The 22,902-nt window shown below is 57.4% G+C and carries 24 protein-coding genes; 12 read left to right on the forward strand and 12 right to left on the reverse strand.

Going from position 1 to position 22,902, the window contains the following annotated elements:
- Positions 1-33: 33 nt before the first annotated feature.
- Positions 34-2,637 (reverse strand): DEAD/DEAH box helicase, encoded by a 2,604-nt coding sequence (locus AKN84_RS00845; RefSeq protein WP_050418886.1) that lies wholly within the window; start codon positions 2,635-2,637, stop codon positions 34-36.
- A complete protein-coding gene (locus AKN84_RS44375) occupies positions 2,634-3,590 on the reverse strand; it encodes a HamA C-terminal domain-containing protein (RefSeq protein WP_157863226.1) in 957 nt (318 codons plus the stop codon). Before AKN84_RS44375 ends, AKN84_RS00845 begins: the two co-directional genes overlap by 4 nt.
- Before the next feature lie 250 nt (positions 3,591-3,840).
- Between AKN84_RS44375 and dcm the strand changes: the two genes are divergently transcribed.
- Genes dcm through AKN84_RS00880 form a run of 4 tightly spaced genes read left to right on the forward strand, consistent with a single transcriptional unit; the run spans position 3,841 to position 8,501 of the window.
- Positions 3,841-5,115, forward strand: coding sequence for a DNA (cytosine-5-)-methyltransferase (gene dcm, locus AKN84_RS00860; protein ID WP_050418889.1), 1,275 nt, complete (start codon positions 3,841-3,843; stop codon positions 5,113-5,115).
- The gene (locus tag AKN84_RS00865) at positions 5,108-5,572 is read left to right on the forward strand and encodes a very short patch repair endonuclease (RefSeq protein WP_050418890.1); all 465 of its coding nucleotides are present in this window, start codon (positions 5,108-5,110) and stop codon (positions 5,570-5,572) included. The genes dcm and AKN84_RS00865 overlap by 8 nt, the downstream gene beginning before the upstream one ends.
- On the forward strand, positions 5,572-6,948 hold the full coding sequence (locus AKN84_RS00875) for a type II restriction endonuclease (protein ID WP_128970297.1): 1,377 nt from the start codon (positions 5,572-5,574) through the stop codon (positions 6,946-6,948). Before AKN84_RS00865 ends, AKN84_RS00875 begins: the two co-directional genes overlap by 1 nt.
- Positions 6,949-6,953: 5 nt before the next feature.
- Entirely contained in the window at positions 6,954-8,501 is a 1,548-nt protein-coding gene (locus AKN84_RS00880) for a hypothetical protein (RefSeq protein ID WP_050418893.1), read from the forward strand.
- A 9-nt stretch (positions 8,502-8,510) separates the two neighbouring features.
- Here the strand turns inward: AKN84_RS00880 and AKN84_RS00885 are convergent, their stop codons facing one another.
- Genes AKN84_RS00885 through AKN84_RS00900 form a run of 4 tightly spaced genes read right to left on the reverse strand, consistent with a single transcriptional unit; the run spans position 8,511 to position 12,067 of the window.
- Entirely contained in the window at positions 8,511-9,254 is a 744-nt protein-coding gene (locus AKN84_RS00885) for a hypothetical protein (protein WP_128970298.1), read from the reverse strand.
- A complete protein-coding gene (locus AKN84_RS00890) occupies positions 9,223-10,014 on the reverse strand; it encodes a hypothetical protein (RefSeq protein WP_050418895.1) in 792 nt (263 codons plus the stop codon). Before AKN84_RS00890 ends, AKN84_RS00885 begins: the two co-directional genes overlap by 32 nt.
- On the reverse strand, positions 10,014-11,840 hold the full coding sequence (locus tag AKN84_RS00895; RefSeq protein ID WP_050418896.1) for a hypothetical protein: 1,827 nt from the start codon (positions 11,838-11,840) through the stop codon (positions 10,014-10,016). Before AKN84_RS00895 ends, AKN84_RS00890 begins: the two co-directional genes overlap by 1 nt.
- Complete coding sequence (locus tag AKN84_RS00900) at positions 11,840-12,067, reverse strand: hypothetical protein (protein ID WP_050418897.1); 228 nt, start codon at positions 12,065-12,067, stop codon at positions 11,840-11,842. The genes AKN84_RS00895 and AKN84_RS00900 overlap by 1 nt, the downstream gene beginning before the upstream one ends.
- A gap of 477 nt (positions 12,068-12,544) precedes the next feature.
- Here AKN84_RS00900 and AKN84_RS00910 point away from each other — a divergent pair, with 477 nt between their 5' ends.
- Positions 12,545-13,162 (forward strand): hypothetical protein, encoded by a 618-nt coding sequence (locus AKN84_RS00910; protein ID WP_050418899.1) that lies wholly within the window; start codon positions 12,545-12,547, stop codon positions 13,160-13,162.
- Between the two features lie 95 nt (positions 13,163-13,257).
- On the opposite strand, the gene dinB is transcribed toward AKN84_RS00910, so the two are convergent.
- From dinB to AKN84_RS00930, 4 genes are all read right to left on the reverse strand, one after another.
- Positions 13,258-14,373 carry a DNA polymerase IV gene (dinB, locus tag AKN84_RS00915; RefSeq protein WP_050418900.1) on the reverse strand — a complete coding sequence of 372 codons (1,116 nt, stop codon included), beginning with the start codon at positions 14,371-14,373 and terminating at the stop codon, positions 13,258-13,260.
- 187 nt (positions 14,374-14,560) lie between these two features.
- A complete protein-coding gene (locus AKN84_RS00920) occupies positions 14,561-14,827 on the reverse strand; it encodes a hypothetical protein (protein WP_050418901.1) in 267 nt (88 codons plus the stop codon).
- A 131-nt stretch (positions 14,828-14,958) separates the two neighbouring features.
- Entirely contained in the window at positions 14,959-15,621 is a 663-nt protein-coding gene (locus tag AKN84_RS00925) for an SOS response-associated peptidase (RefSeq protein WP_050418902.1), read from the reverse strand.
- A 110-nt stretch (positions 15,622-15,731) separates the two neighbouring features.
- A complete protein-coding gene (locus tag AKN84_RS00930; protein ID WP_050418903.1) occupies positions 15,732-15,938 on the reverse strand; it encodes a hypothetical protein in 207 nt (68 codons plus the stop codon).
- 113 nt (positions 15,939-16,051) lie between these two features.
- Here AKN84_RS00930 and AKN84_RS00935 point away from each other — a divergent pair, with 113 nt between their 5' ends.
- The 4 genes from AKN84_RS00935 (at position 16,052) to AKN84_RS00950 (ending at position 20,292) form a co-directional block, all read left to right on the forward strand.
- A complete protein-coding gene (locus AKN84_RS00935) occupies positions 16,052-16,546 on the forward strand; it encodes a hypothetical protein (RefSeq protein ID WP_244484866.1) in 495 nt (164 codons plus the stop codon).
- Between the two features lie 16 nt (positions 16,547-16,562).
- On the forward strand, positions 16,563-17,084 hold the full coding sequence (locus AKN84_RS00940) for a thermonuclease family protein (protein WP_050418905.1): 522 nt from the start codon (positions 16,563-16,565) through the stop codon (positions 17,082-17,084).
- Positions 17,085-18,419: 1,335 nt separating this feature from the next.
- Positions 18,420-18,731, forward strand: coding sequence for a DUF736 domain-containing protein (locus AKN84_RS00945; protein ID WP_050418906.1), 312 nt, complete (start codon positions 18,420-18,422; stop codon positions 18,729-18,731).
- A gap of 370 nt (positions 18,732-19,101) precedes the next feature.
- On the forward strand, positions 19,102-20,292 hold the full coding sequence (locus AKN84_RS00950; RefSeq protein ID WP_193399623.1) for a DUF932 domain-containing protein: 1,191 nt from the start codon (positions 19,102-19,104) through the stop codon (positions 20,290-20,292).
- A gap of 143 nt (positions 20,293-20,435) precedes the next feature.
- On the opposite strand, the gene AKN84_RS00955 is transcribed toward AKN84_RS00950, so the two are convergent.
- Entirely contained in the window at positions 20,436-20,681 is a 246-nt protein-coding gene (locus tag AKN84_RS00955; RefSeq protein WP_244484867.1) for a helix-turn-helix domain-containing protein, read from the reverse strand.
- Between the two features lie 212 nt (positions 20,682-20,893).
- Here AKN84_RS00955 and AKN84_RS00960 point away from each other — a divergent pair, with 212 nt between their 5' ends.
- From AKN84_RS00960 to AKN84_RS00970, 3 genes are all read left to right on the forward strand, one after another.
- Positions 20,894-21,166 carry a hypothetical protein gene (locus tag AKN84_RS00960; protein WP_050418909.1) on the forward strand — a complete coding sequence of 91 codons (273 nt, stop codon included), beginning with the start codon at positions 20,894-20,896 and terminating at the stop codon, positions 21,164-21,166.
- A gap of 165 nt (positions 21,167-21,331) precedes the next feature.
- Positions 21,332-21,481: a transcriptional regulator domain-containing protein gene (locus AKN84_RS00965; protein WP_244484868.1), complete on the forward strand. Its 150-nt coding sequence runs from the start codon at positions 21,332-21,334 to the stop codon at positions 21,479-21,481.
- Between the two features lie 264 nt (positions 21,482-21,745).
- Positions 21,746-22,105, forward strand: coding sequence for a DUF2285 domain-containing protein (locus tag AKN84_RS00970; protein WP_347337288.1), 360 nt, complete (start codon positions 21,746-21,748; stop codon positions 22,103-22,105).
- Positions 22,106-22,255: 150 nt separating this feature from the next.
- Here AKN84_RS00970 and AKN84_RS00975 read toward each other — a convergent pair whose 3' ends face one another.
- A complete protein-coding gene (locus tag AKN84_RS00975; protein ID WP_050418911.1) occupies positions 22,256-22,816 on the reverse strand; it encodes an RrF2 family transcriptional regulator in 561 nt (186 codons plus the stop codon).
- Between the last annotated feature and the right edge of the window lie 86 nt (positions 22,817-22,902).

Below are 22,902 nucleotides of genomic sequence, written 5' to 3' on the forward strand. Positions count from 1 at the left end.
CGAGGCGAAGGCTATGAGATCGCACAGCCGGACCTATGACGTCGCTGGAGAGACAACGCCATGTCGCTGAAGAACAGCTTCGATTTCCATTTCGACTAATCGCGCCAGACCGAATTCGCGCCAATCATTTACCGCCAGCCAATTTAGGCACGCTGCCTCAGAGAAGTTGTCTTCGGTGATAAAGTTTGAAAGCGAAGTCACACTAGATCTTGAGAGGCCAAGCGACATTAGTGAAAGCTGAGTTCGTTTGGAGACACCAAATTCCAAATACAGCCAGAAATCCTCTGTTGGAGGTAGAATGTCCTCCCTGCCACGAGCAATTAGAACGGTGCGGAGAATGTCGAGGTAGGCATGAAGGTACTTAGGGGTTTCGAAGCGAGCGACCCGTTCTACTCGTTCCATTGTTTCCCGAATAATGGAGGTAACTGATTTTGACGGACGTCTTCTCGCCCAGTATCGGATTTGGTTGTCGATGATGCGGCTGAGGGGCAAACCTCGCATCCACTCAATGACAAGACGAGCGTTGCCATAAGCTGAACTGCCACTCCCCAAGCCGGCACCGAGATGGTCGGTAAGGCGAGAGAATATTCCAATGAAATTGTTTATCGCCTCATCCCGGCTCTCGCCTTTTTCGTCCTGTACTTCAGTATCACTCAGAGGGTCCGTTGGCAGAAGACCTTCCAATTCAATATCCGGCGTTTCCAGAAAATACTTCTGCAGAGCGTTCATGCCCCACGGATTAATTCCGGGGTTGCGCAGTACGATTTGCGAGGAGACCTCGAGGTCTTCGAGCAGATTATCGACAGCTTCCGCCAGCGTGTTGCGTTGCTCATCTGTTAGAGCGTGAATGCTTGGCGAAGCATCGATCGATCCATAGCTCACCCGACAAAAGATCAGGTAGGAAAGAAGGTATTCATAAAAACGATTTGTGGTCGCTTTTGCACGAGCCTTGGCGTATTCCATAAACGCCGAAAATTCAGAAGCTAGTCGCTGAGTTGCGATACGAATGTTTTGTTTGCTTTTAAACCGTGGTGCGCTGCCATCGAACCATTCGCCAGAATGGAGCGGATCGATACAAAAGATGTTTCCCTGAAATTCTTTGCCCCACCGGCCAGCCCGACCTGCGAGGTTCCAGAAATCTTCTGGTTTCATGAGTTCCTTCTGACCGCGTTTGGGATTCCTCATAAACACACTGCGGCAGGAGAGGTTTACCCCTTCGATCAGGGTCGACGTGCAGACCAAAAAATTAATTTTGCCCGATGAGAATAGGCGCTCCACCTCAGTCCTTATCAATTGTGGAATATTGCCGTAGTGAAAAGCTACGCCCTTTCTCACAAAACGGCGGAGCCTGAACTTTGGATGGACGGCTTTTTCACAGAGCTCGCTCAAAGCTAAGAGCTCTGGATCGCCAACTTCATCCTCAATGAGCTGACATAAAATCTCGGCGACATTCTCCGCATCGGCTGCGCGGTTAACGTAAATTACATTCCCTCCAGCCTGGCCCAATTCAAAAGCGATGAAAGGAAGCTTCTGCGTAGGCGTGGGCCTGTTAGGCAACGTTAGTCGTCCAATACTCGACTGTTTGTATTCTGAGAGAAGGCTAAGGTCCCATATCTTTGGCTTCCCCTTGATTTGCTCAACCCAAATCAAGTTCTGATTCACAGTAGGCTTGGACCCCGTGATGGCACTTGCTCGCTTTTCCTTGGGAGCGAATTGAAGGAGGTTTTGCGGATTGTCTGTCGAGGGACTCGCAAACAGAAATTTTGCGCTGGGAAATTCGCGTTGAGCGAGCTCAAGTACCTGCTGCAGCAGTACACCGCGTTGGCTCGCGCCGATCTGCTGTGCTTCGTCAATCACAATCAAGTCTGCTGACTCGCGAGACGTTCGGCGAAGCATGTAAAGATGGAAACGCTCCTGCGTGTATATATAGATATTATGCGGCTTCGAATCGCTAAAAGAGAGTGGGAGCGACGTGATGTTGATGCTCTGTATGTGACCAACAAGATTTCGAAGGTCACTTTCAACCTGCGAGATCAGAGCTCGCGTCGGAACCAAGAAAAACGTCGTCGAGCCGTGCTTGGTCAGAACGACATTTTCAATCCACCTTTCGAGCACATAGGATTTTCCTGCCGAAGTTGGAGCTGAGGCACTTACCCAATCGTGCGTCTCCATTGCCCTCCAGAGTGCCTGTTGAAAATCATTGCCGACGAACTCTCTCGACGAGCCAATATTCACCGTTGACGCAATCTGATGTGACGCGACATCGAGCGACAAGCTCGATGGAAGTCTTTCTAGGACATCGAAGGGCAGCAGATCGCGTTTTATTGCAACCTGCAAAGTGGGATTGTTCGATGCCATAGCAAGGACTGCGGCGGCGAAAGCACGTTCATTCTGCCCATTGCCTGACGACAAACACGAGTGGAGGATGCGCAACCCAACATCGTGATACAGCTCTGAATCGCTATTTAAGAATATATTGGCGCACCGCACCAAGTGAAACCAGTCTCGGCTCGTAGCATTATCTTGTTTCACAAGGACCGGAAAATCCCCGGCAACAGCATCCAAGGTTATCTGCTCGACAGCTGACTGTATGCCGGCGTCGCTCCAAAGCAATTCGGCAAGAGCTTGTGCGGTCACGATATCAACCCCAGGGATGTTTTCATGGCTTTGCGAAAGTCGTCGCAAAAGCCGAACGGCACATAAAAGATGTGTATCTCGAAGCTCTCAATTCCTCGGTTTATGGCGCGCGATTTGGCCATTTTGCACCATTCCGAGAAGGATGCTTTGACTTTAGAAGTAAACTCGGCGTGCTTAATCTGGTTAGGCTTCTTAGGGTAGTCATAGTCAAATCCAACCAAGCAGAGTCCGCGCCACGAGACCTTGTTAAAGGCGACCGAATGCGGGTTGATAGAGTCGAGAATTTGTTTTTGAAGCTCGGGATCTGCAAGATCCATATAATGATCCAGAAGAGCAAGCTCGCGACGTTTATCCAAACCACCTGTTCCTGGGCCCAAAAGAAAGGGCTTCAGTCCGTCGAATGCTTCCGACAGGGCACCATCCAGGTCCTTGTGAACTTTTGACTCGCACCAGTAGATCGCGAGTTCATCCGGTCCATCACCGGGACCACAATGCACGCCATCCAGCCCATGAAAATGCATCTCGCTATCAGTCTTGAGATCCATCTTGCAAAGGAGCTGTGGCAATTTCAAAAAGCTTTCCGCGAGAACGAACAGCAACATCTCGCCTTGTTCGCCAGACATTCCATTTTTCTTGAAGGTTTCGATAGCGCGTCGTCGCAGACGTTCATTCTTCAGTCGGGCTTCCTGCTCAGTTGCTGAGCTTGCTGCCATCAGCAATTTGCGCGGCGTTACGTAGTCGAGAAGCCAATTCGCCACTTCATCCGTAAAATCGGACAGACGTGGCAGACAGCTGCCATCGAGCGCTACATGATGGCAATGCGCAACGGCTTTAGTTCCATCTACCACTGAGTGTGTCGTGACCGTCGTAAGAACGGAGGCAAGATCGAGGCCTTGTCGAGTTACGGCCGCCAAACGCTCGGCGAGCGTTACCTTCGACACTGCGGTATCCATCAAACAGATCACCATATGAAAGCGGCAATAGTAGAAACGAATCAACTATTTGGCAAATTGTCGAGTTCGAACGCCCATTGGTTGTGCGCGCAGAACGGCCGCGCAAAGGCCGCCTAGGTACTTTCCGGCGGACAAAAATCTTCTGGAAAGCTCCCTTGTATCCGAACAAAGAGAGAACAAATTTCTTGCGATTTGGAATGGTAGGTGTCAGGCTGTCACAAATTGACCCACCGCGATTCGCATCACGCACATGGTATTCCGGCGCAACCCGACGAAAACGGAGTTCTCTAAGCTCCGCGAACAGGCAGGCCTTTCGCTTCCAGAAACCGAAGCGCTTCTCAAGGTCGATCGCCGTACCGTGTATCGCTATGAGCGCGGCGAGACTAAGCCTACCAGGTTGGCGCGGGATATCCTGCGCAAGGCGGCAGAGGAGAGGGCGATCTTGCAGAACAATGCGCCGCCGCTATTCCGCTTCATAGATCTTTTTGCGGGGATCGGCGGACTTCGAAGGGGTTTTGAGCCCGCCGGTGGCAGATGTGTCTTCACGTCGGAGTGGGAACCAAAGGCACAGGAAACCTACAGGCTCAATTATCCCGACAATCATGAAATCGCAGGTGACATTCGTCCCTACGCCCAGAATCCGGACCTGATTCCGGAGCATGATGTACTCTTGGCCGGGTTTCCCTGCCAGCCATTCTCGATCGCCGGCGTTTCAAAGAAGAATGCGCTCGGCCGTCCGCATGGATTTCTCTGCGATACGCAGGGAACACTGTTCTTCGACACGGCGCAGATCATCGCGCATCACCGACCGGCGGCGTTTATTCTGGAGAACGTCAAGAATCTTGAGCGGCATGATCGTGGGCAGACATTTGCCACCATCATGCACGCCTTGGAAAAAGAGCTCGGCTACCACGTCCAGCATCGTGTGATCAGCTCGCAACCATGGGTGCCGCAGAAGCGCGAACGCATCTTTATTGTTGGCTTCCGCGAGCCGACGGAATTTGACTTGTCGGCGCTCAAAATCCCCGATCCTGCAAAGGGCCCCAAGCTTAGCTCGATCTTGGAGCCGGAAGTTGATGACAAGTACACCCTGACGCCCAGGCTTTGGCAGTATCTGAAAGACTACAAGGAAAAGCATAACGCAGCGGGCAACGGCTTCGGTTACAGCCTCTTCGGGCCTGATGATGTCGCACGCACGCTGTCCGCCCGCTACTACAAGGATGGTTCAGAAATCCTGATTGCACAGAAGGGCAAGCGGCCACGTCGCCTGACGCCGCGCGAATGCGCCCGCCTGATGGGCTTCGACACGAAAGAACAGGAATTCCGCATCCACGTCTCGGATACCCAGGCTTACAAACAGTTCGGCAATGCCGTCGTTGTCCCCGTCGTGAGCTTCCTTGCCGACGCCCTGCGTCCTCATATTGAGGCGGCGGTTATCCGCGGCAAGTCAGCGGTGAAGAAGCACAAAGAGCCTGTTATCGTCACCAGACCGGATCGGCGGGAGGTTGCCGAAGCGCATGGTTGATGTGGTACCACCTGATGTGCGCAGCCGGATGATGGCCGGCATCCGGGGCAAGAACACCAAACCGGAAATGCTGCTGCGTCGGGGACTGCATCGGGCAGGTTTCAGATACAAACTGCACGACGGTTCATTGCCGGGCCGACCGGACATGGTGTTTCCGCGTCGGCACGCGGTCTTGTTCGCCCATGGCTGTTTCTGGCACGGTCACAACTGCCATCTCTTCAAATGGCCGGCAACGCGCGAGGAATTCTGGAAGGCGAAGATCGGGCGCAATCGCGAGGTTGATGCGCGCGCCGAAAAGGCGCTCAGGGCTACTGGCTGGCGTCGTGCCGTCGTCTGGGAATGCGCCCTCCGTGGAAAATCCAGAATGCCGATCGAAGATGTTCTCGGGCGACTTGTCGACTGGCTTGCAACCGACAGTGACGGTATTGAATTGCCACCGCCCGGCAGGGTGATCTGATGGCCGAGCCAATCGATCTTTTTGGCAGCGATGAGGATGACGCGTCAGTCGATCAGAGTGGAAATGATGTTTCCGAACTACTGATCCGGCTGCTTGAAGAGGCGCCAAGGCTTCTCGTCAAGAAACTGTCTAACAACGACCGCGACTGGGCGCAGCGTAAAAACAAGCATCAGGGCGGAGTCTACATCCCTCTTGAACAGCGAGATGGAGGATTTTTTCCGCCGCTTGGCCTGAAGGAGCGTGATGAGGACGGTGAACCGATTTATGAGGCTTTTCTGACGACAGAATGGCCTCAGGTTGGTGAAACCAAAAAGAGCCGGCTCGTAAACTATACAAGCAAGGGTGAAGAGACCCATATGACGCGTGTGCCGAGGGCGGCATTCGCAGATCTTTCGCCAGCTTCATTTCTGGTCATGGCACGGCTTGGCGAAGGCGAGAATACAGTCTATCGCTGTCTGACCGTTGACTCGGTATCCGATGCGGCCGTGATGCTGGTCGATGCGCTTGAGCTCGGGCCCGACTTCCTGATCGATGAAAGGGTGCCGGCTGAATACCGCAAACGCGAGCGCGACCGGATTCTCACATTTGCTGAACAGGTCGCCGCCGCATGGCTGTCCGGCACCATAGCCGTTTTTGCCGCCGAAAAGGTCATGCCGGAGACCCTTGCGCTGGCCGACGAGGCGCGCGGCAAGTGGCTAACGAAAACGGGACGCAAGAATCTCAATCCATTTGAATTCGACACGCCAGGTGATGCACTCCGCGATATCAGCCGGTCCATCGAATGGGACCTGTTCCGTGAATACCAGCTTCGCGAACGCGCTGTTGGTCTTGTCAGGATTGTCCTCGGCGATGTTCCCGGCGGGCCGAAAATCTCGAAGGTCATTCACGCTCTTGTTGACCGGCTGCCGGAGATTGATCGCTACATGCTGTCCGCTGGTCAGCAGCGCAAGGCGAGGGCAGGGGTTTCATTCGAACATCACATCGAGAAGATGCTCGCGGACGGCCGTGTGCCTTTCGCAAAGCAGGCTGTCATGCAGGCTAGGAAGCGTCCGGATTTTGTGCTGCCTTCACTGGGGCATCTGAAGAGCACACCCAGCGGAAGAGAGAAGGGCCTGATACTAAGTGCCAAGACGACGCTTCGCGAGCGATGGAAGCAGGTTGAGCGCGAGATGCAAGGAGCGGAGCTTTTCCTCGGCACCGTCGATGAAAACATCGCGGCCAACGCCATAGAGGAAATGGCTACGATGGGCATCAATCTCGTCGTGCCCGAGCATCTGAAGAAGTCGAAAGAGACGGAATACGATCGCCACAAGAACGTCCTCAGCTTCAAAACCTTTTTCGATACGGTCGTCAGCAAGCGCATGGCGGGCTGGTAATCGTTATGCTGGCGTCTATCTCAGAGGGATCTCGTAAGCTGGAGCTCGACCTTTCCGAAGAAACGATCGATTCGCTGAACGAGGTCGATTTGCGGGATCTGAATGAGTTAATCCTCTATCTGCCCTTGCCGAGCATTGGCAGAACCAACATGCATATTGATATCTGTAGCGACTATATCGATGCGTCGTGGGCCGCAGAAAGGTTGGCCGCCGCTTCCGACACAGCAACAGTCACGGAAGACTACGTCCGCGAATGGCATCAGAGCCGCCTGATCCTGACGCTTAACAAGCCGTCGCCCGAAATCCGCAAGGCACTCGAGGATTCCATTCTTCTCTTTCACTTCAGCGATGAAGAAGATCAAAAGCGGTATCAGGAAATTCGGGACGCAGTGTTCGCGTACGAGGTAGAAATCGACGATTACCCTGCAAAATTGCCAGAGATCATTGATGATTATTTCGCCAATCTCGTAAATGGCGCCTACCATCAATTGCGTGCCGATGATCCAGATTACTACGACAAGCAAATCGCTGAACATCCCGAGCGCCAACTCGGGTACTACAAAAGCGCCTTGAGTCGTCGACTGGGAGCAAGCTGTTACACATCTCCAGACGGTTGGGTTGTTCCAGCTTCTATCAGTCTTGACCGCTTCTTTGAGGCGACAGGCCAGAAGTATCGAAGCAGCGAGCTCGTCGTCGGCACGATTTTCATGGTGGCGGGCGCAAGCTATGTTCGTACAACCGACCTTATTTCGCATTTTTCAATGCGCCATTATTTTAAGTCCCGCATTTGCGCGAGCTTTGCTCAGCGCGAAGATGAGGATGTATGGCAGTGGGATCCATTCGACTGGCGCGAAGCATCGTTCACCTACTCGCCTCACGATGCCCGGCTATCATCGTTTTCGTCGAGCACGGTTCAACATCGTCAGCCGGGGCAGGCCCCCGGCTGCCTCGTTCACGAGAGTGGAAGCCTTGTCATAGTGAATGACGGCAAGTTCCAACACCTCCTCTACGACACTGAACCGCTAAACCATGTTGCACTTAAGAAAGTGCAAGGCGAAGTCTCGGCGCTTATGCTGTCGATGGCATCATTTCTCGGCCCATCATCATCGACTTCCTGCGACTGGAGCAATCTCTCCGATGAAGATTTTGAAGAGCTTTGCTATGACGTCATCTACCACCATCCGAAATTCGATGCCGACACCATAAGGAAACTGGGCAAGTCGAGATCGCGCGACGGTGGCCGGGATATCGAGGTTTACGATCTGCCTGTTGGCAGAGGTACTGCTCCAAGAAAGTGGATTTTCCAGTGCAAGCTGGTCAAGGATGGATCGTCACTGTCCGGCCGCAGATTGCAAGATGTTGGCGACATGCTTGAAATGTATAGGGCTGAAGGATTTGGAGTCATGGCATCGGCCCTAATCGATGCCACTCTTTACGACAAGCTCGACGCCGTTTGCGGGAATCGGAAGATAGCGCAGCTTCATTTTTCCAGGCTTGAGCTCGAGCGAGCGTTAGACCGTCTTCCGAAGGTCCGCGCCCGATACTTCAAGTGATTGCAATCATCAAGCTGCAGCCTGCGCCGCTCGCGTCCATCTATCAAATTCCTTCGGCAAAAGCCCAATGAGCTGGCCCGGGATCATGGTTTCCGGGTCAAACGTCAGATCAAGCTGCCGCAGCACGAGCGCCAGCCGGCGAACGCTGCCACGGCCGCTTCCTGCAACGCCTTTCAGAGGTCTGCCTGTCGTGGCATCAGCATAAAGCCTGCTCGCTTCGGCGATGATCGGCCGGCTTCCGAGCACGAACTGGCGTCCGCCAAGCTGTTCAAGAATTTCACCATGCCGGCGCAGCGGGTGCTCGCCATCCGTGGGGGCAAGAAGAAGCAGCTTTGAAGCTTCGCCGTGATCGCGCACCAGCTGCCACGGTGACCGCACAAGATGCCGATAGTAGTGACGATAGTCACGGCTCAAGATGTACCTGTACTCCTTCTCGACCTTCCTCTGGCCGTTCGCTCCGGCAGGGCAGAGCTGGTCGAACCAGACGACGGCCAGGGCGGTCCAGAGGCCGCGATCCTGCGAGATCGCTGCAGGGTCGAAGGGCGACAGAAGCTGGATCAGATACTGCCCGAATTCATATCTATCGCCAAAAACTCGGCGTGATACGGGGCGGATGTCATGTCCCACCGCGGCCGAAGTTTGTGGATCGGCGAGAAGGTGAATGGGTGCCACGCCAGTGGCGCCCGCCGCCAGCCATTCCGCAAAGCGGGCCATGCCTTCATCATTCAGCTTCCGGAATTCCGTTTGCATCATGCGCCCCCCTCGGCGGCACGGATGAGCTCGACGAAGTCATGTGCTTCGCAGACTTCCCGACCGCGGTGTCCACCCATCCCTGCTTTTCGATACCTTCTTTTAGTTCTTCGAGATCATCATCGATCCCGAAGGCTTCCCGCAGATAGCGCAGCCAGAGTGCGCGCCAGTCTTCGTCATCACCATCGTCGAACTCATGATCCTCAATGAGGTGCTCTAGGACAATCCGGAGCGCCGCAGGCAGGATCAGCCCGCGCATCATTGGGTTCTCAAGGATCCGGTGCTTAAATGACGGTATGCGATAGTTCAGAAGGAGCCACGGGCCACTCTCGTCGATGGTGACACGCCATAGCTCGGGGCCGAGATCGGTTTCCCTGATAGGGAAGATGCTCCGCTTTCCCTCTTCGTTTTCGTTTCCGGTAGGGCGAATGCGATCAGCGGCTCCAAGGATTTTTCCGGTACCGGTGCTTTCGACAACCTTCAGCCTGAAAAGTATGGGCATTGCTCGATCAAGTTCGTCGAGAACCATGACCTTCGCTTCCGGAATGCCGACGGTTCCACATTCGAAGCGCATCGAAGATGAGCGCTGATAGGCTTCGAGAATGACGGAGGCGTCGGAAGGAAATCCAAGCTCGTCCACCTTGAGGCTGGCTGTTGCAGCCTGTGGTTCTGTGGGCTTCAGGGGAGCAAGGCGAATATCGACGCTTTCACGCGCGATCCGTTTGCGGCCGGTTGAGTTGATGCGACGCTTTGCGGTTGCCATCAGACAGTCCTCGCATCAACGACAAGATCGCGGTTTTCATCAAAGCCCGAGAGGGTCAGATCAAATATAGGGCCGGCAATCGACAGCCGCAGCTTGTTCGGCCTTACGGGTGTGAAGCTCAGGTTCTGAGCTTCAATGTTCACGTCATTGGCGGCCAGATCAAAATCAAACTTGCTGTGCAGTGAAAAGCCGTTGCCTCCAATTACGTCGTAGGCGACACGCACGTCCACGGTCTTCGGGAATTCCCAGTTCTCCGCGGCGGGGCCGGGTACAACCGAAAAGCCACCTTTTCGCGATTGGATCCGGATCGCAGATTCCTTCTTCGGCATTGGAGGAATGACGACCTTGACCTTCTTTTTTGGTCCCTGCGTTGACCTCGAAAGATCTGCGAGGGAAAAGAAATCGACGAGTGCGTCGTGGTCTTCCTGCTCCACCTTGTCCGCGATGAGCGTGAATAGTTCACGCAGCGCGTACCGGATGTTTCTCAGCGTCTGCGAGGGGGCTCGCCATCCCTTCGCCAGCTTTTCGGCATTAGCGTTCCATGCGGTGTGGGCCGGATTTTCCGCGTCGCCCAGGAATGCGACCACTCCCTCGTCGGACGCAACCATTGCGCCATGGGCATGCGTGCCACTGAAATAGCGATTCTCTCCTGGCACCGTAATTGATCCCCGTGCGAACAGCGCAAAAGGCTTTTCGCCATCAGGTACAGGCTTCAGGAACAGATCGATGTGACTGTTGCGATCACCGGACGGTTTCGGCTTCAACCTGACCGGAATGCGCACATGCAGAAGGCGATTGCCTGAGAACGCCTCCTTCATTGTGGCAAGCTGGTCTTCGGAAAAGCTCGCCACACCAAGTCCGCCGCCGTTGATCGCCGTCCGGGCAGTGAGCAGGGGCGGCTGATCGAGCTGCCGGCTGACAGCCTCGACGAAATCGAGAGGAATTCTTGTGCCGGCGGCGCCGGCACCCGTGTTCGGAACACTGGCGGCAACTTGGTGGAAGGTGCTTGCATCAATCGTGGTTGATCCGACCTCCACTTCGAGGCGCCCGGCAAGGATCGGAAAATAGTAGTTCCTGACCACACCACCGATAATGCCCTGTTCGGTGATATCAGGATTGGGAAAGGGGATTACGAGCGAGAGGCCAGTCTGTCCCTGTCGGGCTATTCCAAACAATTGGGCGAGTTGACCAACCAGTGCAGCGTCGACGACCGGCAGCTGGATATCGTCATTGCCGCGTGCGCCGAACCAGAAGCCATGTGCTGGATGACGGTGACCATTCAGAACATGGTTAGACAGCACGGCCTGTCCCATCAGGAGGGGGGAGGGGTCACCGGCACGAAGCGTGAAGCCGAAGAAAGACCTGATTTGCGAAGAGGTGGAATAAACCAGCTTCCCGAGGCCCCAGCGTCCTCCCGACTTGCCGCCCTTGCCTGACTTGCCGTGACGGCGCCAGAAGTTGCGGAAATTTTCTTCGTCCAGCGCGGCCGGGTCGCCGGTCAAGCCTTTTGTGTTGAAGTCTTCGATGACCAGGAGGCGAACTGCCGGGTGATCGAGAACTGCAGCATCGATTTCGCAGGCCTGCAGATGTGAACGCAGGCCGGAGAAGAGATCCTCGATCCTTCTGGCTTGTTCACCCACGCGCTCCACGAGCGCGAAGCGCACCTTGACCACGCCTGTGCCGGCAGGAGCGTCGGTAGAATTCTGGATGACTTCGCGAACCAGCGCCTCGGCTAGCTCGACTTCGTCATTGTTGAACTGATCCCGCTGCGTCAGCTCCTGCTCTACGTGCGACGCCTTCAGGTCTTCGAACTCCCAGTCAGCCATTAGTCACTCAGCGAAAATTCGCTGTCCCTGCTCCCGTCACCGCTTCCAAACTTCTGCCGCGCCGTGTCTGTCGCCTTCTGGAGTGCGCGGAAAATCTTTTTTACGTCTTCATCATCGTAGTCGTAGGCGCTTCTGTTCGAGAGATTACCGATCAAGCGAATGTCCTGAATGGCGCGGTTCACGCGCGCTTCTGCGAGCTTGACAAACTTGTTGCGTTTTTCAGACATGCGTACATTCCGGAAATGTTGTGAGCATTTATCCGAAATTCTGTCATAAAAATCAACATATTTCAGAAATGTTGGCAACATTACAAGAATATTACGCGGTATTTTTCGATAACCTCCTCTATCCATATGATTGTCAATGGAATTATTGACGATCAAGCTATGCTCTTAATTGGCGCCCGTCAACCAAATGGAGAGTCATACGAAGGTCGCAGCCTCTGGTACGTGGATGACCACCCATAACGGGGGGATATATGTGAGGCTTGCGAGGGCCATCGTCCATTCAGCAAAGACGGGCTCAAGCCCTGACAGAATGATGTTCGATCCTGCGTGTCAGTTCGCAAAGTTCGTTACGCGCCAAATGCATCGGCTGGTCGACTATCCTGGCGAGGAAATTCTGGAAGAGGCAAGCAAGACGTTTGCGAACACCAGGATTGCAGCGGATTTCGATAACATCGTGATTTGAGGGGCGCCCGCAAAATGGCGAGGAAGCTGAAGACGTATCAAACCTCGCTAAGCTTTTTCGATCTGGCGGTGGCGGCGCCGTCGATGAAGGCGGCCCTGGAAGCGTGGGGCGCCGACAGCAACCTCTTCCATCAGGGGGTGGCGAGGGAGAGCGAAGATCCCGACGTTGTCGCGGCGATAATGGCGGCACCCGGTGTCATTCTGAAGCGTCCCGTTGGCTCGAGCGAGCCTTTCAAAGTGAATGCCGAACTGCCCACCGATCTCGCCGGCGACATAGGTTCGAAGCAGCCAGGTCGTAAGTCAAAGGACCGCAAGCCGCAGAAGCGTAACGAACGGGTTCACGATCAGGCAGCCGACCGCAAGGCCGCACTCGCTTTCGAAAAAGAACAACGGCGCCGCGAGCGAGAACGCGAGAAGGACGAGGCCGCCCGGCGCAAGCAGCGCGAGCGACGCCAGAGGGCCATAAACGCAAAGCAGAGGGCCCTGGACGCTGCCCGCATCAAGCACGAAAAGAACGCCTCGGACATTCGAGGTCAGCTCGAACGTCTGGAGGAAAGGGCGCAAGCCGAAGAAGCGCGTTGGGAGAAGGAGAGGGTTCGGCTCGAGGCTGCATTGCGCCGGGCACGTGGCTAAGGGCCTTGTGCCAATTCGCCTGGCGGCAATGGCCGCGACGCGTCGGCGAGTCAGAAGTGCCGAGGATGTTGCTCCCGATTGCTTCCGGTCAGCGCTCATTCCTGTACATTGAGCATGAGGGGCAACTGTTTCTCATCTTCAGGCTCGTGCGTTGCAAAGCCGGAAATGGAAATTCCGAGCAACCGTATCGCTTTCCTGGGCGGCATCAGCTGCTTCAGTAGTTCGCGAGCCAGGCCGGAGAGATCGTCCGCACTGTCGATGACAGTTACCGACCTGCTGCGGGTGATCAACTCGAAGTCGGAAAATTTCACCTTGAGGGTCGCCGTCCGCCCCCGCTCGCCTGTAGCCTCGCAGTGACGCCAGACCTTCTCGATCAGCGGCTGCAGCTCTGTCGCCAAGGCTTCGTAGTCTGCCAGGTCCTGGGAGAACGTGGTCTCGGCCCCGATCGACTTTCGGACACGGTTGGCGCGGACCGGCCGATCGTCGATGCCGCGCGAAATCCAGTAATAGTACGCTCCAGCTTTCCCAAAATTGGCGGTCATGAACTCAAGCGTCTGGTTACGCATATCCATGCCCGTGATGATGCCGAAGCTGTTCATCCTTGCGCTCGTCGCTGGGCCGATTCCATGGAATTTGCCGACGGGGAGATCCTGAACGAATCCCGGACCCATCTTCGGTGTGATCACGAATTGTCCGTTCGGCTTGCGGTGGTCCGAAGCGAGCTTCGCCAGGAACTTGTTGTAAGAGATGCCTGCTGAGGCTGTCAGACCTGTCTCGCTCAAGATTTTCGCTCTGATTCTGGTCGCGATCTCTGTCGCGATCGGGATGGCCTGGATGTTCTCGGTTACGTCCAGATATGCCTCATCAAGCGAGAGTGGCTCGATGATTTCGGTGTGCTCGGCGAAGATCGTCCTGACCTGCCGCGAAATCTCCTTGTAGACCTCGAAGCGCGGCTTCACGAAGATCAGGTCGGGGCATTGGCGCCTGGCGGTCACAGAGGGCATCGCCGACCGAACCCCGAACCTGCGTGCTTCGTAGCTCGCAGCGGCAACTACGCCACGCTCCTTGGACCCACCCACGGCTACTGGTTTGCCGCGCAAGTCCGGATTGTCCCGCTGCTCGACCGACGCGTAGAAGGCATCCATATCAATATGGATGATCTTGCGGTCTCGCACTTCTGCGGCGTTCTGGTCCTGATCGGACGATCTCATGAGCCAATCATACTACAAGTCCACTGGCCGCGGGCCAGTCGAAGGACTGGAGCGAAGCAGGGGACGAGTCCAGGAAGGCAGGGCGGACGGCGTCAGCGGTCAAAAAAGGTCGGCACCATGCGGAGCGCGTCGAGAAGTGTCGCGGGCGCTTATCATCTTCGCTGGCGTCGATTGTCCAGTGCGTTGCCTAGACCCCGGGCGGGCATTCGGGGCAGGTGTCGCCTATCGAGTCCAGGGCCTCGGTGATTGCGACGGCGGCCGCCTCGGGCGAAAGGCCGGGCGGCGGATCGTGTCGGGCGAATTCGTACGCTAGCTCCCGGGCGTGCGGATCCCCGCGGTCCTGCATCCAGCCGTGGTACTCGCATTCGCGGATCGCGCCTGCTTCCTGCAGCACTGCTATTGCCCATCCGGTTAGCGTGCGGGTCGCCGTTCGCTTCTCTCTGGTCATCAGCATCGGAATCGCTCCTGCGCGAGGGGCGAATCCTTGTGGCCCTCAAGTTGTTCCGGCAGTTAGCACAGGGCAGGGATTGCAGATCGTCGGGGCAGCTCTTTTCCACCTGTTCCGCCGCCCTGTGCAAAAGCCGCCTACGCAGCGATCTTGTCTTCCTTGTCTTCGCCGCGCATGACGATCTTCAGCGCCTCGTCTGGCAAAGGGAGCTGCAGCGTCTTTGCTTCATCCCACGGAGCGCGCATCCAGACATCGCGCTCCTCCCCGGTGGTCAGGATCACTGGCATAGCCTTCGAATGGATCGGCTCGACGACGGCGTTCGGTGATGTCGTGAGAAAGCCGTAGACGAGGTGAGGGCCCGGGATCGGCTTCGACTTTGTGCCGCGGTCGCCTTTGAACTCGGTCCAGATGCCGGCGAAGCAGAACAGGGGCCGGCTTTCTTCAAGGGCGAACCAAACGACGTCTTTCTTCTTTGTCTCCGGATTTGGCTCGGGCGCGTACTCGGCGAAGCTGTTGGCAGGTACCAGGCAGCGGTTCTCCGGCTTCAGCCAGCCGCGCCAATGCGGCGATGACGTATTGCGGATGTTGGTGACCGGCGGTCCGCCTGTCCTGGGTGGGGGCGGCATACCCCACCGCATCAGCACCATCTCTTCGGCGTCACCAACATTGCGGATCACCGGCGCCGGATAGTCCGGAAACACACCGGGCATCGGCGCCAGATTGCCGACGTACCTGTTCATTTGCCTGAACAAACCGGCGATCGCCGCCTGGTTAGTGGTGATCGAATAAAGATTGCACATTCAGGGCTCGCTCCCGGTCACTGGCATGAACTGGATCGCCATATCTGTGTCTGATCGTCCGTCACAAGGAGTACCTGTGCGGATGTTTCGTCGCCACCTCAGGCAGCCATCTAACCCACGTACGACCGAAAGCGCCCCCGCGTGTAGGCATGCGAGACGGCCTTGCTCAACTCCGAGATCTCCGATTCCAGGAAATTGTTCGCGACGATCAGCGCGCGAATGGCCGCGCGCATATCGCCGCCGCAAACGGTGATCGCCTGGTCGACTGCTGCCTCCAGATCATCGTCCTGATCGTTCGGCTTCAGGACCGAGGACATCGCGCTGTTCCAGATTGACCGTCGATGGCTTATGTTCTTATTTTGTTCCTATGGAGTCAAGCCGCCGTTTCAAGCCACCCTGGACGTTGGTTCGGGAAAATTCGGAATGCTATGTGGTCAGGGACGCCAATGGCGTGACCCTCGCATGGCTTTATTGCCGTGATGATGCACAGCGTTACAGCTTTGGTGTTGGCAAGCTCTCGTCGGATGAGGCGCGCCGGATTGGCAAGGCGATCGCGCGCATTCCCGAGTTCCTGATGCCGCGCCAGGGCTTCTATGTGCGTGGGAGCGGCCCGCACTGGCGCGCCGACCGGCCGTATCACGTGGCTCTGGAGGACCGCTATATCCGCGAGCACTGGGACGAGATTTACGCGCTTTGCCGGCTGAACAGCCTGCCAATCAACGCGACCGGTGAAATCATACAGAGCGACGGTGTCTGGAGGGTTTATGAGTTCACCTGGCAGATGGACGCGATTCTATTTTGGGCGCGCTTCGAGGGACGCTGGCTGCGCGGCACGGAGTTTCACTATCCCGAACGGCCCGAGAATCTGCCATCGCTAAAGCCGCTCGAGAACTGGCCGAAATTAAAACCGCGAGACTTGCGGTAGCTGCAAGGTCATTAGCATGCGTCCGATCCCCATCGCATTGATGCTCGCCCTTCTTTCGAGCGTGACGTTTGCCGATGATTTTGCCGGACAGGCCAGCGTGATTGACGGCGACACGCTGGAAATACATGGAACGCGCATCCGGCTTTGGGGCGTCGATGCACCGGAGAGCAGTCAGCTGTGCCGCGGCGAAGACAGTTTGCAATATCGTTGTGGTGCGCAGACTGCGAATGACCTTGACGCCTTCATTGCCCGCCGTCCCATCAATTGTGTCCCGCTCAGCCTCGATCAATATGGCCGCACGGTTGCGACCTGTTCGGTCGTTGGTGCGGACCTTGGCGAATGGCTTGTGCTTAACGGCCTGGCGCTGGATTGGCCTCGATACTCGAAGGGCAGATATCGCGGGGCTCAGCACAACGCCGAGCGGGCCGGCCGGGGAATCTGGAAGGGCAGTTATGTCGAGCCGTGGCTCTACCGCGCGTGTATCCGCGCTAACGGCAAGCCGGCCGCCTGCTCGGATGACGCAAACTCCCATCCGTGATCGGTAGAGACGGCGAGCCGGGTCTTGCAGGTGGCGCTGGCCTGCTTTGGGCGACTCACGCTAACACATGGTCATCGATTGCCTCACTGCACACAGGGACGACATGGTTGCAGCCACCCGCGAATTGCCATCTTCTGGTTACGCGCTCGAAGTGGATGGCCGACTGAAGGCCGAATTTGCGACCCGTGACGGCGCCAGGGCAGGTGGAGAAGAGCTGAAATAGCGTTTCCCAAGGCTTCAGATCAGGATTTTTGACGCAGAAACAAGGGCGCGGGAGGAGATACAGCTTCGCTGAGTTACCGTCTTCGTTAGAATTATGATCGGGCGCGTGCGGCTGGGGCCGCACCGGGCTCTAATGAACCTGTCCGCGTGGCGTCCCGGATTTTCTCACTTCGATCCCTCGCGCAACATAATGTGTCGCTCGCCGGAGGCACTCGCTCGCGGGCCCCGTCGGCATTGCATGCCGACGTCGCTATCACTGTCCCGCGCTCGAGTGCCTTGTTAACCGGTCTCGCGACTGCAGTCGCCTCGGTGCCCGCGGTCATTGCATGCCCGCGTCGCTATCACTGCCCTCTCGTCGGCTGCCTCTTTTGATTCTCTCACTCTTGCCTTGTGTTTTCATCCTTGCCGGGCTGCCAGGCACTCGTTTGAGATCTGAGGGGCGCAGGCGCGGAATGCGCCTGCACCCGTGAGGTCAAGGGGGATTGATCCCGAATGGCGCACAGTGGCGGCCAGTGCATGGAAGCCCGCCACGATCGCGACCTCGATCACTCCGATCTGTGCCTTTGGCAGGCGAGGGGGAGCGCTGGGTCGTGCTTGTCAATCAGCAGCGAGCGATGAGGCCGGACGCCTTGATCGTGTGATGACTGGAGTATTGAAATTGGTGTCTGGCAGATCTCTCCAGACGCACCTTCGCCCCGGCACGCGAGAATGCGACTAGGGGGCGCCAGCGTTTGCCGGGATGCGTCTTCCTGGCCGTTGATGCGCTGAGGTCAGCGTGTGCCCGATCGATGGAGCCAGGTCCTTGTGCAGGGTCGGTGGCGGCCGCATGGTAGTCTCCGTAAGTTCGTTCATGGCGCGCGTCCAACGCAACCTCGAATGGGCTGATCAGGCCCGAGGGACGGCAAAAGCCTCGATCGCCTTCCCGCAACGGCTGCGCCTGCTTTTTTCCCCTGCCGCGAAGAGGCGGCATTCCTCGCGGGAGACAAAAAAGCAGGCTTTCGCCGTCCTCCGCTGGCGCTACGGGCCTGAAGGCTGCGGGCCGATCGCTCCCCGGGCCAGGGATCGCCATCGAGGCTGCGATGGGCGCGGCCCGAGCAACAAACGGAGACTACCATGGCTACCATCGGCACCTTCACCGCTTCGGACAACGGCTACATCGGCTCGATCAAGACGCTGACGCTCAACATCAAGGCCCGGTTCGCCGCATCCGAGAAGGACAACGACAAGGCGCCCGACTACCGCATCTTCGCCGGTGTGACCGAGTTCGGCGCTGCCTGGAAGAAGACCGCCCGCGACAGCGAGCGCGAGTACCTCTCGGTCAAGCTCGACGATCCGAGCTTCCCGGCCCCGATCTACGCCTCGCTGGTGAAGGTCGAAGGCGACGAGGGCTTCACCCTGATCTGGTCCCGCCGCAACGGCGACTGATCCCTCGGGATCATCAGCCCCGCCTCCTCGGAGGCGGGGCTTTTTGCATTTCTTGCGCCGCCTGGAAGAAGGCAGAAAGAGAATTTCTTTTGAAGGGATTGCTAAGGGCTCCGCCCTCGCGCGGGCAAGGGTGAAGCACACTTCGTGTGCCGGCCGGAGCGGTATCCCCGGTCTTCCGCGCAAGAGATCTTGATGACGACGTCGTCGTCAGGCGCGTGCAGACGCGCGCTTCCGCGCGCCCCTTGTCAGGCGGGTGATCCCCCTCCGCGTCCTGCCGCCCTTGCCCTTGCTACCCCAGGTCTCGCCGACGGGCAGGGTTGCAGCGCAGCGCTGCGCTTCAACCTCAGCCCACAGGAGAATGACCATGAACATGATGACCCTGTCCCGGAGCGAACAGCCTGTATCGGGCGGTTTCCGCGTGGATGTATCGCGCGGTCAGCGGATCGGCCGCGTGTCGTCCGAGTGGTTTGCGCGACCGGATGACGAGCGTTACCTGAATTTGCCGGACCTCTATGAATCGGTGCGAGGGCGGGCCGAACGCGCGCAGGCGCGGACGGTGGAAAGCCGGGCTATCCGGGTGGAGGCGACCCGCGAAAATTCCGAGCGGTTGGCCTTGATGGTACCGGGCCGTGAGGCGCCGGTGGCGCCGACGCATTGGAGCTTTGGCCAACTGTGCACGCTGGTCGGCGCGCCCACCTCTTACTTGCGGCAACTGCCTGCAGCCCTGTCGGCCATCAACCTGCAGCATGGTTTGTTGTCTCATCGTGCCGAGCTCGTGAAAACCCTGGAGACCGACAACGGACGGCTTGAGCTTCGTGCCGTCACTGGGCCGGACTACGGCCGCATCTGGGACCATGAGCTCGTCGCCGCTGTCATGAAGATCGCAGGCAATGGCACGGGTGACACGCGATGGAAGGTTCCGGGCGTGATGGATTGGTCAACCATGACCCACAATCCGTTTGTAAACGTGACCAGGGACACGACGACGTTCTATGCCAGCGACCGCGATGTGTTTCTGTTTTTGGTCGACGACACCAATCCGATCGAGGCTGGCAAACTGGCGGATGGATCGCCGGATTTGTACTTCCGGGGATTTTATTGCTGGAATAGTGAAGTCGGGAGCAAGACGTTGGGTATTGCCAGCTTTTACCTCCGCGCCGTCTGCATGAACCGTAATTTGTGGGGCGTTGAGAATTTCGAGGGGATCACCATCCGGCATTCCAAGTTTGCCGCCCAACGATTCGCGCATGAGGCGGCTCCTGCGTTGACGCGCTTCGCCAATTCCTCGCCCGCGCAATTTATCGCCGGCATCAAGGCTGCGCGGGAGCGGATTGTCGCCCGCACCGATGAGGAACGGCAGACCTTCCTCCGCAGAGGCGGATTTTCCAGGTCCGAGGCATCTAAAATCATCGAAACCGTCTTGGACGAGGAAAACCGCAAGCCGGAAAGCATCTTTGATTTCGTGCAGGGCATCACCGCGTTCGCCCGCGACAAGGCTCACCAGGATACGAGGCTTGAACTGGAAGGCAAAGCCAAGCGCTTGATGGAGCGTGCAATCTGACACTGTGAGCCGCGCAATTGGAAACGGTTGCGCGGCTTCGCTCGATACCTGTGCGCCGCCGCCGATCCGGCAAGCCGGATCGGCGGCGGCGACGCGTATCCGCGTCCGGCGCTCGCCGGACCTCCGGCCCGGCTCGCGGAAGGTCAGGGGCGAACCTTGGACCCTTTCTCCTCAAGCAGATCTGCAGGCCGGACCTGCAACGCTTGGGCAATCTGCCAGATTGTGAGCAACGTCGCGTTTTGCAGCCCTCGCTCCATGCTGCTTACGAAGGCCCGGTCGACGCCCATGCGTTCCGCCACGGCCTCTTGGCTCAAGCCAAGGGCCAGTCGAAATCGACGCGCGTTCGCTCCAAAGACCTTGCGAATATCCATCCGCAGGATAGGAAGCAATCGCGTATTTTGGCGCTACGTGTTATAATACGCGGAGCTTGGATGTTGAGGGTCACGGACGGAGCTTCAATTGCTGAAATGTGGAGAACGCGGCTTCTTGAACGCTCGCCCGGGCAGGTGGCACGCCATATGCTACAGCAGAGAACTCTTCGAGCCGACGAGGCTAGCGGCTGGCCATTTGATTTTCGATCACGCATATATTGTGGTCTCTGATGTCGAAGCCGCCGCTAGATCCTGACATCGCAGATGTCGCGCCGAACGAGCCGGCGCTGACGGCCTATGACGAACAGCATGTCGTCACGTACATTCGCCTTCTGCAGGCGGAGAGTGAGGGGGCGGACTGGCGCGATGTGGCTCGAGTGGTCTTGCATATGGATCCGGAGAGAGAGCCGGACCGTGCGCGGAACGCATACCAGAGTCATCTTGCACGCGCCAAATGGGTGACCGAGCAGGGGCGCCTCTTACGTGACGCCGGCTCAAAATAGAAGAAAATCGCTGACTAGAGACTTGCAGCCAAAACTAATTTCTCTCGCTAATCGGTGGTCATTCCCGTGCACCACGTGGTGCCAAATTTGGGGCTTCCTGCAACCCTCTCGTTCATTGCTATTGCGCCGCAATCCTTGTTAGCTGCGTGCAATGGGGCGGAAGCAATGCCTGAATTCGACTGGCGGTCGCCGGATTCCTACAAGAGTCTGCAAGACGCCGAAATCACCGACATCGCCTGGGAATGCCTTCGCCGCAATGCGGACTATCGACGCGACTACGAAGTAATGATCGCGACCAGCCCGGACGCGAGGTGACTGCAGAATTCAGGAGGAGGTGGGGCATCTGCTTTCGCCCATGACCCGCAGAGGTCATTCAACGAGCAGACAATCTTCTGGGCGCCGGAAGTCCTGGCGGCGGTCGTTCCAATCGCGGTAACCGCTTCGGTTGCCACTCACAAGTCAGCGTCTCAGCCACTGCTCGATCTTGCAGCCGGCAAGGTGCGCCGCGCATCCGACGGCTGGCATGCAGTGCTGCGTATCGGCGCGGTGGAACACCGTATATGGTCCAAAGAGCCGCCAATGGTCGGCGCTTCATATGCTGCCGAATTGCCTTTTGATGGCGATTTCGACGCACGTGCCTACGCAGCCCGCCGGCTCTGGCGGACACTGAACGGACGTGCGCCGGGGCCTGCATTTCATCAGTTGTCTGAACAGCGGCGCAAACGCCTGAGTACTGCGATCCGCGCACTCGACGCGCATAGCGCTGGTGGCAGCTACCGCATCATCGCCGAAGCGCTGTTCGACAAGAGGCGCATCCCTGAGAATGCTTGGAAAACGCACGATCTGCGCAATCGAACGATCCGTCTGGTGCAAACTGGCCTTGCGCTGATGCGCGGTAGCTATCGCAAGCTTTTACGGCGAGTCCGTAAGGTCGAATAGCTCCTCCGCTCAGGGGCTACCGAAAATCCCTGCCTCAATTTTTAGTGTCCTCCTCCGAGAGCCGGTGACGTCCGCTCATATGCTGATGCGCCCTTCATCGCGCGCTGCAATTCTGGTGTCCTCAAATACCCGATCCGATGGCCAACACTCCTAGGACGCGCGGTTTCGTGCTGCCTTGGCTTCCCTGACGCCCGTTCCCCGCGCTCTCCCGCGCAAATTGACCCGACTAGCCAGCCAGTCACGCACTTCACCAGCAAAGTCCGAGGGCGCCTTGCGACCGACAGTTCCAGCCAGATCAGCGATGGTCGTGCTCGCTAATTCGCTGCGCATGCTTTGCTCAGCACGCAACATCAGTGCATGGATTGCGCACACGCCTTCGGTCGACCAGCGCGGTGCTTTGCGACCAAACACAGCACACTTGCTCCGGATCTCCTGGCATTCGAACAGCGGTTTCTTGCCTTCGATCGCATCCACAACGTCGAGCACGGTGATGTGATCGGCCCGTCGCGCGAGAAGATAGCCGCCGCGGATGCCTTCCGAGGCGCGCACGATGCCGGCCTTCTCGAGCTTGGGAAAAATCTTCGCCAAGAATGACGGCGAAACTCCTTGGAGTTCTGCCAGGTCGCGGCTGCTTGCCGCTTCCATCCCTGTACCAACCAGCCAGAGCAGGCAGTGCAGCCCATATTCAATGCCATTCCCGAGATGTGCCATAATGCCAACCCTGATTGTCGGTGTTAGGCGCTGCAAGGTTGTCGCCGAACGGCTTGGGAGGTCAGCCACACCGAAACCCGAGTTGG

This window comes from Bradyrhizobium tropiciagri (assembly GCF_001189845.1).
GTDB classification, from domain to species: Bacteria; Pseudomonadota; Alphaproteobacteria; order Rhizobiales; family Xanthobacteraceae; genus Bradyrhizobium; species Bradyrhizobium tropiciagri.